Source organism: Streptomyces sp. NBC_00080, assembly GCF_045041255.1.
In the GTDB taxonomy this organism is placed as follows: Bacteria; Actinomycetota; Actinomycetes; order Streptomycetales; family Streptomycetaceae; genus Streptomyces; species Streptomyces coriariae.
The window spans coordinates 15,755-30,582 of sequence record NZ_CP108235.1 but is presented as its reverse complement, the minus strand read 5'-3'; the positions used below and the strand labels follow the sequence as shown (position 1 = coordinate 30,582).

14 protein-coding genes are annotated in these 14,828 nt (G+C 71.0%); 10 read left to right on the top strand and 4 right to left on the bottom strand.

The window, feature by feature from the left end:
* Positions 1 to 193 precede the first annotated feature (193 nt).
* The 6 genes from OHU34_RS00130 to OHU34_RS00105 all read left to right on the top strand — a co-directional run bounded on the left by OHU34_RS00130 (position 194) and on the right by OHU34_RS00105 (position 6,710).
* Positions 194 to 1,150 (top strand): ankyrin repeat domain-containing protein, encoded by a 957-nt coding sequence (locus OHU34_RS00130; RefSeq protein ID WP_405763976.1) that lies wholly within the window; start codon positions 194 to 196, stop codon positions 1,148 to 1,150.
* 120 nt (positions 1,151 to 1,270) lie between these two features.
* The gene (locus OHU34_RS00125) at positions 1,271 to 3,700 is read left to right on the top strand and encodes a Helicase associated domain protein (RefSeq protein ID WP_405763974.1); all 2,430 of its coding nucleotides are present in this window, start codon (positions 1,271 to 1,273) and stop codon (positions 3,698 to 3,700) included.
* Between the two features lie 486 nt (positions 3,701 to 4,186).
* Positions 4,187 to 5,479, top strand: coding sequence for a DUF4241 domain-containing protein (locus OHU34_RS00120; RefSeq protein ID WP_405763972.1), 1,293 nt, complete (start codon positions 4,187 to 4,189; stop codon positions 5,477 to 5,479).
* A 145-nt stretch (positions 5,480 to 5,624) separates the two neighbouring features.
* A complete protein-coding gene (locus OHU34_RS00115; RefSeq protein ID WP_405763971.1) occupies positions 5,625 to 6,047 on the top strand; it encodes a hypothetical protein in 423 nt (140 codons plus the stop codon).
* Positions 6,044 to 6,256 (top strand): hypothetical protein, encoded by a 213-nt coding sequence (locus tag OHU34_RS00110; RefSeq protein ID WP_405763969.1) that lies wholly within the window; start codon positions 6,044 to 6,046, stop codon positions 6,254 to 6,256. The genes OHU34_RS00115 and OHU34_RS00110 overlap by 4 nt, the downstream gene beginning before the upstream one ends.
* A 205-nt stretch (positions 6,257 to 6,461) precedes the next feature.
* Complete coding sequence (locus OHU34_RS00105) at positions 6,462 to 6,710, top strand: hypothetical protein (RefSeq protein WP_405763967.1); 249 nt, start codon at positions 6,462 to 6,464, stop codon at positions 6,708 to 6,710.
* A gap of 18 nt (positions 6,711 to 6,728) precedes the next feature.
* Here the strand turns inward: OHU34_RS00105 and OHU34_RS00100 are convergent, their stop codons facing one another.
* Positions 6,729 to 7,526: a hypothetical protein gene (locus OHU34_RS00100; protein WP_405763965.1), complete on the bottom strand. Its 798-nt coding sequence runs from the start codon at positions 7,524 to 7,526 to the stop codon at positions 6,729 to 6,731.
* 313 nt (positions 7,527 to 7,839) lie between these two features.
* Between OHU34_RS00100 and OHU34_RS00095 the strand changes: the two genes are divergently transcribed.
* Positions 7,840 to 8,364, top strand: coding sequence for a hypothetical protein (locus OHU34_RS00095; protein WP_405763963.1), 525 nt, complete (start codon positions 7,840 to 7,842; stop codon positions 8,362 to 8,364).
* Positions 8,365 to 8,665: 301 nt separating this feature from the next.
* On the opposite strand, the gene OHU34_RS00090 is transcribed toward OHU34_RS00095, so the two are convergent.
* Positions 8,666 to 9,316 (bottom strand): DUF6417 family protein, encoded by a 651-nt coding sequence (locus OHU34_RS00090; protein ID WP_405763961.1) that lies wholly within the window; start codon positions 9,314 to 9,316, stop codon positions 8,666 to 8,668.
* 399 nt (positions 9,317 to 9,715) lie between these two features.
* On the opposite strand from OHU34_RS00090, the gene OHU34_RS00085 reads away from it, so the two are divergent.
* A complete protein-coding gene (locus tag OHU34_RS00085) occupies positions 9,716 to 10,189 on the top strand; it encodes a lamin tail domain-containing protein (RefSeq protein ID WP_405763959.1) in 474 nt (157 codons plus the stop codon).
* 119 nt (positions 10,190 to 10,308) lie between these two features.
* Here OHU34_RS00085 and OHU34_RS00080 read toward each other — a convergent pair whose 3' ends face one another.
* Positions 10,309 to 11,028: an HNH endonuclease family protein gene (locus tag OHU34_RS00080; protein WP_405763958.1), complete on the bottom strand. Its 720-nt coding sequence runs from the start codon at positions 11,026 to 11,028 to the stop codon at positions 10,309 to 10,311.
* 315 nt (positions 11,029 to 11,343) lie between these two features.
* On the opposite strand from OHU34_RS00080, the gene OHU34_RS00075 reads away from it, so the two are divergent.
* Positions 11,344 to 12,627: a hypothetical protein gene (locus OHU34_RS00075; RefSeq protein ID WP_405763957.1), complete on the top strand. Its 1,284-nt coding sequence runs from the start codon at positions 11,344 to 11,346 to the stop codon at positions 12,625 to 12,627.
* A gap of 242 nt (positions 12,628 to 12,869) precedes the next feature.
* Positions 12,870 to 13,613, top strand: coding sequence for a TIGR02391 family protein (locus tag OHU34_RS00070; protein ID WP_405763955.1), 744 nt, complete (start codon positions 12,870 to 12,872; stop codon positions 13,611 to 13,613).
* Between the two features lie 377 nt (positions 13,614 to 13,990).
* Here the strand turns inward: OHU34_RS00070 and OHU34_RS00065 are convergent, their stop codons facing one another.
* A complete protein-coding gene (locus tag OHU34_RS00065) occupies positions 13,991 to 14,800 on the bottom strand; it encodes a TIGR02391 family protein (RefSeq protein WP_405763953.1) in 810 nt (269 codons plus the stop codon).
* Positions 14,801 to 14,828: the final 28 nt, after the last annotated feature.

The following is a 14,828-nucleotide window of genomic DNA, read 5'->3' as shown; positions in this document are numbered from 1 at the left end:
GAGAGCGTCGTTTACGCGTACGTCTTGCGTACGTGGGTGGTAGGGTGCTCGATCGGAGGTGCCCTGACCGTGTGCCTGCGAACCTTGGGCGCGGCGTTCGTGTCATCGACGTTTGATCGTGCTGGTCGGTCCGATGCCGGACCCGGGTGCGCGTGTGGGTGCGAGAGCCTGCGACATGGCGGGAGGGGAACCGATGACAGTGCAGAGCGACGGCTGGGCCGGCATGGGCTGGGACTGGACGGATGTCGGCGACATTCGCCGGCGTCTCGACGAAGGCGCTGATCCGGAGAGATGGAGCGGGGGCCGACCGCTGCATCGCGCAGCGGTGTTCGGGTCCCGGGAGGTCGTCGCGGAGCTGGCCGGCCGGGTCGCTGATGTGGACGCGCTGGAGGACGGTGTGACGGCGCTGTGGGAGGCCGTCGTGGCCAGGAAGCCGGACAACGCACGAGCCCTCGCCGCTGCCGGGGCCGATCCCTGGCGACTGTCGCTCGGCGGCTGGTCACCGGGGCGGCTGAGCCTGGCCGGACCGACGCCGGGCCTGTTCCCGGTACCGGAAGGGGTATCCCTGACCGACACCGAGCAGGCGGCAGCGCAGGAGGCCCATCGGCTCACCACGGCACTGGGCGCATTCGACTACGACGGCACGGGCATGGCCTGCGTGGCCGGCATCGACGCGGCCGAGGCGGTGCGCCGTCTTCAGGCGACACCGGTGGACGGCGAAGACATCGATGAGCTGCTGGAAGATCCCTACGCGTACGACATGGACGAGAGCCTGCAGATCATCGGCGTGACGTCGGTGCCGGGCGGCTGCGTCGTCACCCAGCCCTGGGGATACGCGCCGAGTATGCGGGGCGTGCTGGCCCGGTTGTCCGCCGGCACCCTCTGCTACGGCCTGTACGCCAATCCCAAGAGCGGCAACCAGGGCGCCATCGCCCGTCATGGAACCATCGAGGGCTCAGACCTGCACCCCGGCGGAGGACCGCACGAGAACGACAGTCCCGGGGAGGTGCTGGCCTCGTACCTCTACCAGCACAGCGCCGTCGCCTACGCCTGCGCCTTCGCAGGACTGCGCCCGACCGACAGGCGCGCAGTGGCCGGACCTCCCGACCTGTGGGTCGAACTGCCCCGACGCGACTACTGGAGTCACTGACTCAACCCAGGCCATCGTCACCGTGCTGCCACACGCTCGGACAGGCCGCACCGTCTTTCCGGCTCCGGGCCCCCGCCCGGAGGCCGTAGGCCGTCCTTTCGGGATCGAGGAAGAGCTGTCATGACTGTGGTGGAACTGCCGCGCCCCGGCCGCCCCGAGCGCGCGCGGCTCTTTCCCGACCAGGCCGAGGCCGTCCAGCGGCTGGCCCGGCATCTGCGGCGCCCCGGAACGCGGGGCCTGTTCGTGTCGGCGACAGGCACCGGCAAGACGCTGGTGTCCATCCGGACGGCGGACGAACTCGGCGCCCGGCTGCTGCTGTTCGTGGTGCCCACCCTGGACCTGGCGGTCCAGACGGCGCTGGCCTGGCGCCGCGACGGCCACAGCGAGCACATGGTGATCGTCTCCTCCCTCGACGCGAGCGGCCACGACGACCTGGTCGCCGCCCGTGTCATGTCGACCACCGACCCGCACGCACTGGGCGGCCTGATGTCGGTGGTGGGGGAGGGCGACGACCAGATCCCCGCGTTGACGGTGATCTGCACCTACGACTCCCTGAACAAGATCGAGGAAACCCAGAACACCGGGTACGCAGTGCCGCCGTTCGACCTGGCGATCATGGACGAGGCACACCGGATCGCCGGCCGCACCGACAAGAAGTGGGCCGCCGTCAACGACGCCAAGCGCATCCACGCGCAGCGCCGCCTCTACATGACCGCCACCCCCCGCATCTTCGCCGCCCCCGAGCTGGCCGAGTCCGCCGACACCACCCGCCCCCGCCGCCGCCCCCCGGCCGGGGCGGACGCGGAGGCGTTCGCCAACTCCATGGACAACGAGGCCGTCTACGGCAAGAAGGTCTTCGAGTACCCGCTGGCCCAGGCCGTCGCCGACGGCCGGGCGGCGGACTACCGCATCGTGGTCCCCACCCTCACCGACACCGACCTGCGCCACCGCCTCAACCTGCCCGCCTCCGCCACCACTCCTGGCAGCGACAGCGGTGAGGCGGACGGTGCGCTGCGCACCACCGCCCTGCACCTCGCGGTCCTGCGCGCCATGACCGAACACGGGCTGAAGAAGGTCCTCGTCTACTTCAACCTCGTCTCCGACGCCCGCCTCTTCGCCCGCGAACTCCCGCACACCCTGCGCCTGCTGACCAAGGCCAGCCCCGGCCTCGTTCCCGGCATCACCCCGAAGCTGTTCTTCGCCCACGGCGAGCACACCCCCGCCCAGCGCGCGAGCACGTTCACCGCCTTCGCCGCCGCCGACTGCGCGATCCTCGCCAACTCCCGCCTGATCTCCGAAGGCGTCGACATCCCCAGCGTCGACGCGATCGTCTTCGCCGACCCCACCCGCAGCGTCATCCGCTGCGTCCAGGCCCTCGGCCGTGCCCTGCGCCTGGACGTGTCCGGCAAGACCGCCTCCCTGATCGTCCCCGTCTACATCCCGCCCGGCGCCGAAGCCGACAACATCCTCGCCACTCCCTACGAACCCGTCTGGGCGATCGCCTGCGCGCTGGCCAGCCACGACCACCGCATCCTCGAACGCCTCCCCGACAAGGCCAACCGCCTCCCCAGGGAGACCAGCGACGTCATCGAACGCCGCTGGCACTTCGACTTCACCGTCCACCCCGAACGCATCGCCCGCGCCATGGACCTGGCCTCCTTCGACCCCCGCGACCCGGCCGTCTCCCGCACCCGACGCCTCGGCCTCGCCGCCGCCCAGTCCTACCGAGACCAGTACGGCCACCTCGACGTCCCCGCCGACCACGTGGACCCCACCGGCTACACACTCGGCACCTTCATCACCACCATGCGCGACGCGGCGAAAGCCGGCCGCCTCGAAGCTGACTGGACCGCCGAACTCGACGCACTCGGCATGATCTGGGACAAGCACGACGCCGCCTGGCGCTCCCGCCTCACCGCCGCAGCCGACTACCACCGCATGCACGGCCACCTCGCCGCCCCCGCCACCACCCCCGTCGGCGCCTGGCTCGCCGAACAACGCCACCTCGCCACCACGAAACAGCTCGACCCTGCCCGCGCCGACGCCCTCACCGCACTGGCCCCCGACTGGCGCCTCCCGCACGGCGCGGACTGGCACCGCAAATACCACCTGCTGCGCGCCCACCTCGCCTCCGGCGCCGACCCGGCCACGCTCACCAAGGACACCCTCCTGGCCGGGGTGAAGATCGGCTCCTGGCTGCACCGCCAACTCTCCACCTGGCTTACTCTTCACCCCGGCCAGCAACAGCTCATGACCTCCCTCAGCCTGACTCCGGACAGCAACCCGCTCACCCCGCCCCGCCGCGCCCGCCGCACCTTCGCCCAGACCGCCCAGCTCCTGGAACTCTTCCTGCACCGCGAAGGCCGCGCCCCCGCCGCCCGCGAGACGATCCGCGTCGACGGCGACACCGTCAAGATCGGCGCCTGGCTCGCCAAGGCCCGCACCAAACACCGCGCCGGCCAACTGCCCGATGCCGACGCACGCCTGGTCGCCGCCCTCTTCGACAGGGACTGGACGACCGAGGACGCTGTCCCGGCCGCCGTCGCGTAGGCAGTCCGGCTCGCTTCACACACTGCGGGTGCACACCGCTGCTCACCGACGCGATCGCAGGGGGTCTTCGCGCTGGCCGTCGTGCTGGGCCTCAAGCGCGCACACGCCGCGTTCCAGCGCGGGTCGCGGGCGGCCCGGCGGGGAAGCGCGGGAGCCGGCGGACGAGGAGAGTTGCTCGCGGATCTCGCCGGGCCGAGGCCCGCGCCCTCGCCGGTCACCTCGCAGGCCCCTCCGTCCGAGCCCAGGTGCCCGGTCCCAGCGATGTGTAGGCTCCCGCTCTTCTGAGGGCAAGTTCCTGGGTGTTTCAGTCCCCAACGGAGCACGCTGGCACGCCACTCGCTGAGCGGGCCATGGACCGGATCACCGGCACCACCGTCTCGCCGTCGGAGCCGGCCCGCCGCCCGCTCAGCAGGGCCGTTGTCACAGGCAGCGGTTACCTTGCAGCTCAGCACAGAACCAAGGCAGGTTGCGGGAAGAGGAGCGGCAATGGTCGTCGAGATGGGGTACGCGCAGGCGTGGGACCTGCAGGCTTGTGCGCCCTGGCGGCCGATGTCCGCCGAGGAGGCCCGGGAGCGGGATGCCGCCGGGCTTCCGTACGTGGTGGTGTACCGGGAGCCGGGTCGGAAGGCCCCGCTGGAAGTCCGGCTGGTGTCCTGGCGGGACCACTACGTCGGGCTGTGGGTCTACGACGCCCACGGTCGCCGCACCTACGATCTGGACCTGCGGCTGCTGGACGACCCCTCGCGGCTGCTGCGTCGATACTCCGTCGGCTGGTACTACACAGGCCCTGAGATGGCGGAGTTCGACAAGGCGTGCCCGCGCATCACCGTGGACCTCTTCCCGGACGGGAGGGGCCGACGGACGGAGAAGCGGCAGGGGCAGGGCGGGGGCTCCTACGTCACCTCGCCCAGACTCCGGGACGACGAGCGCTGGCTGGACCGCCCCTCCTTCGGGGAGTGGCCGCTGCTCTCGGCCCAGGTGCACGGGCTCGTTGAGCCGCCGGCCTTCGAGGCGGCCGAGGTGGCCGAGGCAGCCGAGCCTGGTGAGGGAGGTGCCCCCGCTACCTGCTGGCGTCCGCCGCGTCCTGCGCAGCCCGGGCCGATCAACGAGTTGTTCCGGTCCGGGGTGCGCGTGACCGACGGGTACCACCCTGAGATGACCGTCGTGGAGCCGCACCGGGTCGGCACCCTGCGCGTCCCCAGCGGGCTGCTGGCCGTCTCCGGCCCGGACATCGACCACGGCGACGGGCCGCGCATTACGGTCCCTGTCCCGCCCGGGGAGTACGTACTCGACGAGGCGCGGGTCCGGTTCAGCTACCACTGCGAGTGGCGGAACGCCGAGGTAACGACCAGAGAACCCATGGCCGTCCGCCTGCTCGTCAGCGAGACCCCCGCAGCGACCTGGGAGATGGCCCTCGGTCCGGACGACGATCCCCGGCTGTTCATCGAGCAGCAGATAGCCGGCTTCGACACCGACGGTGCCACCGGCTGCTTCGCCGACGCCGGGTCCTGGGATCCGCTCATCGCGCTCTTCGAGCGGGGGCTGATCCGGGGGGAGCCGGACCTGGCCGGGTACGAGGACATCGACGACGGTTCCATGTTCATGCGGCGCACCTGGGATGAGGCTTCCGGCGGCGAGCTCATGTCCTTCGCGACGACCGGGGACGGTACCTACCCGGTGTGGGTCGGCCGTTCCGAGGCAGGTGAGGTGACCGGTGTCGTGGTGCTGGTGGAGGGGATGCCTGAGCTGCTCCCGGAGCGGGACGGAACCCCCACCTAGGTGCGCTGGACACGGTAGCGAGATGGAGGCGTCCATGCGGTCCGTACCAGGCGCCGGCCTCGGCCCATGCCGCCTCCCGCACGGTCAACTCCCTGACCCCGAAACGGTATTGCGTTGGCCGTACTTTTTTGCGATGGTCGTAATCATGGATTTGATCGGTGACCTTGCAGCCATCCACGTCCCTGTGCCGCAGCCCGGTGACGTCACGCCGGAGGAGCTCTACCCCGACGCTCTCGCGGAGGCCGAACAGGCCCGCGCCGACTACGCGTTCGCCCTGGAAGCGCAGCACGACGACCAGCGCGAAGACCCCCTGCTGATCGCCCTCGGCAACGCCCGTGCCGCCCGCGAGGCCGCCGACCGCGAGATCCGCCACCTCCTCGCCTACGGGCGGGAGTTCCACGGAGAGCGCCCCTACAAGCTCGAACCCCTCGCCCGGGCCGGCGGCATGACCCCCTCCGGCATCCGCACCGCCTACACCAGCAGCGAGATCCACACCGTCGCCGGCCGGATCGGCCGCACACCCGACAGCCGCCGCGCCCGCCCCCCGGCCCCGCCGGAGCCCTCATGAGCAGCCATCCCGGACCCCCTCCGCCTGCCTGCGGCTGTCTGCCCGCCTGGCCCGCCCTGACCACCGTCATCGAGGGCACCGCCCACCCGGTCGTGCCCTCACCCGCCCACACCCCCGCCTCCGCCCTCTACCTCGCCCGCTGCACCGGATGCGGTGCCGCCTACACCGGCCCCTGGAAACGGCTCAGCACCTCCTCCCGCGCCGCCTGAGGACGCCACTCCGCGAGGTCGTCGACCACCGTCCAGCCACCCGTCACGACGTGGGCCGCGTCCTCGCTACCGGCGAGGCATGACCGTCCCGCCCACCACAAGGTCGGCACCAAACCCCGTCGCAGGAGCGGCACTGACACCGTTGACGGAGCCCCCGTAGCCTGCTTTGACGCAGAGCGACGTGATTTTTTGGCGGGAGACCCCGATGGCAGGCGGCAGCAGGTCCAGCACGGATATCAGAGGCGGCCACATCGGACTGGTCGTCACGATCATTGCCCTGGTCGTCATCGCTAGCTTTTCCGGCCCTCGCTGGACTTTGATCGTCGCGGCGTGCTTCACCGTCTGGTTCATCCTCGCGCTGACCATCATCCGCATCGGGGGCGGACGCGGCGGAGAAGCCCTTCGACGGGCGTACGTCGCTACTTTCGGCTGGGGCGACTACGTCACCCCCTGACGGGGTTTAACGACAAGCTCAGAGCGTGAGCACCGGTCGCGTGGAGAAGTTTTCGTACATGTCCTCTCCGTCCGGTCCGTACACGAACTCGGCCGTCCCGGGGTTGCGGTTGGCGGTCGCCAGGGGGAGCCAGGCCAGCAGATGGCCGTAGCCGCCGCACACCGACTCGCCTCCGTCGCCGCCGTGGACCGCGGTGACGTCGCTGGTCAGTTCGGTGCGGTAGGTGTCGTGGGCGATGTGCAGGCCGAAGGCGTTCAGCTCGTTGTGCGGGCCGGTGTCGTCGCCGTAGGGGATGCGGTCGAGGGGGCAGTCGTCGCCCCACCGGAACAGGGTGTCCGACCCGGCGCCGCAGGCGTGTTCCCACTCGTCGGAGCTCGGCATCCGCAGACCACGGGCCAAGAGGGCGGCAGGCATGTCGGCCGGAGGTTCGGTCAGGTTCTCGTCCTCGACGGCCATGAGGACGGTGTCCAGGTGGACGCTGCGGCGAGCGCTGAGGATCCGCTCGAGGTGGGTCCGCAGATCGGGCCCGTAACCGTAGCCCTGCTCCAGGCTCTCCGCGTAGTCGGCGGCCTGCTGCGCGGTCGGCTTCCAGGTGGCGCCGTCGAAGCCCAGGGACACCCGGCCTCCGGGTATCAGGGCGAACTCCTGCCCGTCCCGCTCGAGACGGATGCGGTGCAGCGGGGCACCTAGGTGTTCCGTGGCCTCGACCAGTGACACCCGGCCGCCCACGTGGTCAGCGGCATTCTGGGCGATCCGCCGGGCGGTGACCTCGTCGAAGGTCCGCCACAGGTCGAGAGTGAGATCAGCGAGCGACATGGCCGGCAGTGTGGCACGCGGCACTGACACAGCACCGATGCCCGCCACGCCGACACCTGCCTTGTGTCCACCGATCCCCTGCCGCCCCGCCGGGAAATCGGCCGTGACGTGGGCAGGACGTTCGTCGTTGTCCGGGCGGTGCCGCCCCTTTCCTGCCGCGCTGTGACGGTGCCCGGCCGAGTGCCGCGTCAGCCCACGACTGACCCGGACTGGTAGGTCCCAGACGCGCCGCGTCACTCACAGCGCCCCGCCGTGCGGCCCCGGCCGCCCGACAGGCGCCGGATCGTGGGGCCGGCCGGAAGACTGCACCGCCATGACCTCACCCCACCCGCGAAGGCGCCCCCAGCGGCGCAGCGAGATCGCCCGTGGCCCGCAGCAAACCGCGGGCCTGCAGGAAGTCCGCGACGCCCTGCCGCCCGCGCCCGGTTCCTGCGCCGTGGCGCCCGCTCCGCTCGCGGCCGATGAGGGCGTACCGCCCGAGTTGCTGGCGCTGGTCACCTACCACTGCCGTCACATCAACGCCTACCTCGCCCGCGCCCAGCACCTGAAGACCCTGCACGGCGACAGCATGAAGCAATGGCAGCGCCTGGTCCTGTACGCCCTGACCGACGCCCTCGCCCACAACCACCTCCTGGTCGGCACCCTCGCCGCCTACCTGCAGCGCCAGGACCTCGACGCCGACCTGCTGCGCCGCTACCTGCAATCCCCCGACCCTGACCGCTACATCACCCGTGAGGCCGTCGAGCACCTCGACGGTCTCACCGGCGCCGTGCCCGAGGAAGCGGCCGAGCCGGTCTGGACCGGCATCGGCCGGCGGATTGCTCGCGACGGCGGCTGACGACCGCGCCAGCTCGATGCTGAGCGCGATGTTCTCCGCGGGCTCGAGGAACGCGTCGCGAGCGCCGGGCCCGGGCGTGGTAGGCGCGGCGCGGGCCGGACTCGCTCAGGCCGAGAAGGACCGCGCTGCCGTCCGGCAGCGCGGTCGGCCGACGCGGCGGGCGGCGCCGACTAACCCTGGGGCCTGGAATCGGCTCAACACCTCATCCCACGCCGCCTGAGGACGCCGCACCGCGGGCCGCGCAACGGGCCGCCCGCCGCCCGGACCTGGCCGCCCGGACCACTCGCGCCCGCCGCCCCCGTCAGGCGTGGGGATCGGCAGGTACGGCCGATGGCGGGCGGTGCAGGAGCGGTGTGCGCTCGGGAATCGCCGTGCGCTGCGCGGGGGCGGGCCGGTGGGTGACGCCGGTGTCGCGCGCGAAGCGGTTGGCTTCGAGTGCGGAGCCGGTTGTCTTGTGCAGCCAGAACACGTACGCCACGGAGGCGATCTGGGCGTCGGTCAGGTGCAGGACCCACCGCTTCACACGGTGGTCGCAGCACGCGGTGCGGACCTCGTCGGTGAGGCCGTCGGCGAGCGGCCGCCGCAGGCGCGCGCCGAGGCTGACGGCCTGCCACAGAGCGGCCATCTGGGACAGACACAGCTCGACCCGCTGGCGTCCCGGTCCGGGACCGCCGGCGGGTGCGGTGTGCCGGGGGCGGGAGGCGGCGTAGAGGAGGAGGTCGTGGCCGTCGGGTGCCAGGCGGGCCGCCCACCTCACAGGGCGGCCTTCCCATGCCGAGAGCGCTGCGCGTTCCTCCCGGTCGGCGAGTTCGATGAGGCCGCGGTCGGCGAGGTTGAGCACACGCTGCTTCACGGGCACCAGCACCGCATCCACCGCCCAGCCGTGCTCCGCGCCACGGCGGCGCGCCTCCACGGTCCTCAGCAGGTCGAGGGTCTTGTCGTCGGCGGCCATTGTTTCCCTCCCGCGCGTGCCTGTCCTGGTATGGCTCAACCGGCGCCGGAGCGCCGGCGTCACGGCCGGCCGGCGGCTGGGCTGTTACTCACTTTCGGGTGACGCCCGGCCCGGGGGCGGGGCGGCGCTCCCGGGCGAGCGGTCAACTCCCGCAAGGGCCCGCAACCTGGCGGGGCGTCAACATTGTGCATGCGAGGCATAAATGGACGATGCATTTAAGAGTCACAGGAATGCGGGCAACAGGTAACACAGGCCGTGATTCCTCCCCAACTGCCGCACGGGGTGGACAGAGTGTGAGTGCGCGGCCGGCCCGGCCGCCACCCGCACACCGCACCTACTTTCCGCAGCGGCCGAGAAGGCCGCTCCTGAGAGCGGTGCCCGCACCATCAGGGGGACTCCTTGACCGCTTCTGTCACCGCCCGCCGTCTGGCCGCCGCAGCCCTCGCCGCCGGCGCCCTGGTCTCGGTGGCGGCGCTGCCGGCCACCGCGGCCGATCATGCCCGCCCGCACCACCCGCAGGTGGAGATCTCGGACGTGCAGTACGACTCCCCGGGCCGCGACGACCGCTCCAACCGCTCCCTGAACAAGGAGTGGGTGGAGCTGACGAACACCACCCGCTACGCGGTCAACCTCGACGGCTGGACCCTGAGGGACGAGTCCGGCCACAAGTACACCTTCGACCACTACCGTCTGGCGGGCCGCGCCACGGTCCGGATCCACACCGGCGAGGGGCGTGACACCCGCGCCGACCTCTACCAGGACCGCCGCGCGTATGTGTGGAACAACGACTACGACACCGCGACCCTGCGCAACGACCACGGCCGCTTCGTCGACGACCAGTCCTGGGGCCACCGCCGCGGCGGCCACCACTGACCCACCCGCCCTCCTGAGGGTGGATGCCGTGCGGCGGCTCGGCAGACCTGACACCCCTGGCGGCGTGCCCACCCTCTCCAAGGGCGGGCACGCCGCCCGGCGTCATGCGCCGGCCACGGTCACTGCGGCACCTGCTCGTAGCTGACCGCGGTGTCAGGGCAGGCCTCCGCCAGGCGGGTCAGTGCGTCGCGCTCGGCAGGGTCGGCGGGCAGCTGCCAGCGCAGCTTGGTCGCCACCCACGCCCCGCCGTACTCACACCGGTAGCCCTCGACGGGCAGCCAGTCCGCGGGGTCCTTGTCGCTCTTGGAACGGTTGGAACTGCCCGAGACCGCGATCAGCGACGCCGGGGCCCCCTGGTCGTTCGCGTACGCCTCGCGCCGGGCGGCCGTCCACGCCGACGCCCCGGAGTCCCAGGCCTCGGCGAGCGGGACCATGTGGTCGACATCGAGCGAGGATGCTGCGGTCACCCACACCTGGTCGTACTCCGAAAACCAGCGCCCGCCCGCCAGCGCGCACCGCGCTCCGGACTCGGGGGCGAGTTTTGCCTCGGCCAGGATGACCTCTTTACGGGTGTCGCATCCGTCGGTGGGGTTGAGGCCCTTGTTCCAGTGCCTGAACAGGTCCCGGCTGTAGCCGTCCCGGCTCTCGGGCGCCTCGCCGATCCACTCCAGTGCCTGGAACAGCGGCACATCCTGCGCGGCCACGGGCGCCGCGGTCACGGTGGTCTGACCAGCGGCAGGAAGTGATGGCCGGGCAGTCGTTGCAGCGGTGGCCGGGGCCGCGACGGGCAGCAGGCAGAGGGCGAGCACGGCGGCGATGCGGGGCAGTCTCTTGATCACACCCCGGGTTGTAGCGGCCAGCCCCTCTGGAGCAGCAGGGCGGGGAAGAGCGCTTCACCCGGGCGGGTGCAGGAGTTCACCTGGAGAAACGCCACAGCAGAGGGACCTTAATCCTAGTGCGCCGGTCTGACCCACCTCGTACGATGCCTCCGACGCTCGAACATCAGTGCACATCGGAGGCATCGGAGGTCACACTTGACCATGTCTTTCGGCACGCGATCGCGTGCCGTTCTCGCATTTCTGGGATCCGTCGGACTGACCCTGACCCTGACCGTCACCGCGTCGCCCGCGAGCGCGGTCGGCAGGACGCCCACGGTGCCCACTGATCTGTTCAACAGCCACAAGAACTGCTCGACCGACGCGGACCGACCCACGTACGTCTCGGCAGCCGCCGGTCTCGGCGTCGAGGGCATCCCGGGAACCACAGACACCGCCAACAACTACCTGGTCACCGCGCAGTACCGGGTCTGGCCGGTCGTCAGCCCGAGCAGCGTCACCACGGTCACCCGTCTCAACGCGCTCGCCGGCATTGAGGCCCCGGCCACTCTGCCGGCCGCTGCTCTCGCCGACGGGCAGACCTACGCGTGGCAGACACAGACGGTGGCCGACGGCACGGCCTCGGACTGGTCGGCCGCCTGCTACGTCACGATCGACAACACCCCTCCCGTGACCACGCCCGCCATCTCCTCTGCTAACTACCTGCCGGACGTGTCCAACCCGGGTGGCGCACCGGCCGAGTTCACCCTGAGCGCCGGCGGCGACGACGATGTCACCGGATTCGAGTACGCCTGGTTTCAGCCCCTCCCGATCATCGGCATCGTCAACCTCGGCGATCACGGCATTCCGCAGGTCGTGGACCCGTACTCGAAGCCCCAATACTTCATGCGCGCCGACGTCCCCGGCGGGTCAGCCACGGTCCGCCTGGTGCCGCCGAGCGGCTCGGGTCCGAAGACTCTGTGGGTGCGAAGCCTGGACCGGGCCTTCAACACGTCGGAGGCCACCAGCTACATGTTCTTCGTGGGCCCCACGGCACCAAGCGTTACCCCAGCCGTCCCGTCGCCCGAGTTCGGAGAGCCGACCGAGTTCACGCTCCGGCCCGCGCCAGGACTCCAGTCCAGGAATCCGGTCGTCAGCTACTCCGTCGAAACTATCGGCGGTCAGATCTATGGCAAGCCCGTCGAGGTGGCGGCGGAGACGGACGGGACGGCGAAGGTGACGGTGGTCCTGGACGGCATCTATGGCGAGGCTGTCCAAGTGACCAGCAAGAGCGCGGACGGCTGGGTCTCCGACATGGGCCGGTGGAGCAGCACCTACGACACCACTCCCACGGTCGTTTCGGACGTCTACCCCGAGAACGGTCCGGGTGGCGGAGCAGGAGTCCCGGGCTCCTTTACGTTCACGCCCAAGGTCAAGGACGTCGCCTCCTACACGTATTCCTTCAACGGGGGCCCCGAGGTCACGGTCACCGCGGGCGACGACCTCTCCGCGAGCGTCGACTGGATCCCTGCCACCGACGGCTTCTACGACCTTATGGTCTACGCGACCACCAGCTCGGGCGCCCAACTGGCTCCCTATGACTACTACTTCACCGTGAACTGAGACGGCGAACCGCCGTCACAGAAGGGCAGCCGCGCCTGCCACGGCCGGACGGCGAGTGGCCGCCACTCCTCAGGGGTGCGGGCCGCCCCAGCCGGCCCGCTCCTGAAACCGCTGCAAGGCGAACGGGCGCCGGCGCCGGACAGTACCGGCGCCCCCCTACGGACTGCGGGCAGCTGCGGGTTCCCGTAGGGCCGTCTCCCGTAAGGCCGCGCAGTGTCAGTGCTGCGCCGTAGCGTCGGCCTATGAACTTCCAGTACATACCGCCGGTTCCGGCAGAGCAGATCCGTCAGCTGCCCACGCGAGACGTCGCCCTCCTGCTGCTGCGGCACCTTGCCAGCAGCACCGGATACCTGCAGTACGTGGGCACCATGAGCTCGGCTCGGCAGGCGTTCCAGGAAGAGCCGGATACGGACGCGCTGGTGAACCGGCTGTCCGATGCCTGGTGCTGGCTGGAGGCGCAGGCGCTGCTGACTCGCGAGCCCAGCCAGTCCGAGGCGTTCCGCCGGATCTCCAGCGACGGTGTGGACCTGGCGAAGGACCCGCAGGGCATCACGAGGTTCGAGGCCCGCGAACGGCTCTCCGGCCCGCTCCACCGCGACCTGGAAGGCACGGTGCGCACCAACTTCGACCTGGGGGACTACGAGACGGCGTCCTTCGCCGCGATGAAGGCGGTCGAGGTCGCCGTCCGCGACGCCTCCGGACTCGACAACTCCCTGGTCGGAGTGAGGCTGATGCGCGAAGCGTTCCGGCCTCACGAGAACGGCAAGACCGGCGGTACGCTCGCCGACGCAGAAGCCGAGGGCGGCGAACAGACGGCCACCGCCAACCTGTTCGCCGGCGCCATGGGCGCCTACAAGAACCCTGCCAGCCACCGCACCGTCGACTTCGACGACCCGATCGAGGCAGCAGAGATCATCCAGTTCGCCGACCTGCTGCTGCGCCAGGTCGAGCGCGCCAAGCGCCGCCAGCCCGCGCCGACGACATAGATCCATACATGGTGCGGGGGCGGGTTTGGGCACCCGGCCCGGTCGCAGTGGCACCCTGCAAGCAGGGGTGCGACGGCCTGCAGGAAGCCCGCCTCCTGCCCGCCTCTTGAGGTGTCCTCAGGGAGCCGGCCGACGCCGATATCCAGGGCGCGTCTGGCGGGAGTGGTGGTCCACGCGGCCGCCGTGCACGCGGACGCGCAGCGGCGCCAAGGTCGCAGCCGGCGACTTTCCAGCCCGCGCACACGCTGGCCGCCGACGACCATGCCCGCGTCCTGCTGCGCCTGGCGTCCACGGGCCTGCTGGCTGGCACCGCCCAGCACGTGGGATCTCGCCCTCGTCGGCCTCGCGGTGGCTTGGTGGCACCACGAGTGACCCCCTCAGGGGGTCACGTGGGCGCCATCGAGACGGCGGTGCACCATCGACAGCGTGGTCAGCAGCTCCAGCAACTCCTCATCGGTGACCGTGCGGTGAAGCCGCGGCTCGTGCGCGGCCGGGTTGCGGTACATGCTGAACAAGCCCTTGACCAGGTTCGCCAGCCCCTTCTGCTCATCCAGCTCGGGCCCTGTGGCGTTCGCGTTGATGGCCACGCGGGCGGTTCCCTGGCCGGGCATGAGCACCGTGTCGACCAGCCGCGCCCCGTCCAGGCCCTGGCCGGTGAGCGTCCGCAGCCTGTCGGCCACCGACTTGACCGCCTCCAGGCTGGCGTGGAAGGAGTTCTTGGCCAGGATCTCCAGCGTGCAGTAGCGCAGCACCTCCGGATGCGTAGAGCGACGGCGCAGCTCGGCCCGCAGGGAACTGGCGTGCCGTGCCGCCTCGCTCAACGTGGCAGCCGCCGGCCCCCTGGCCATGCTCCCCTCGTCGTTCACCCGCAGCCCGACATGGACGAGGATTTCGTTGAGGTCGTCCTGCCGGCGCGAGAACGTGTGCGGCTGCTGGACGTAGCGCACCGGGGCCATCGCCTCTTTGATGAACGCGATCACGCAGTTCGACGCCTGCTGGCGCGCCTGCTGCGCCAGCAGCGCCCCGGCCAGGCGGTCCCGCTTGTTACCGCCGTCCACGTCTGGCACCTTCACGACTGCCAGCAGCTGCCCGATCTCCCGCCCGGTCAAGCCTTGCGCGGTGTCGCCGAGCACACCTGCCACCGCCGTGACGACCGTCGCCGGCCAAGGCTCGTGACGTGTTGTCATGTCCTGTCCCCTTCCCCTCGCCCATAGC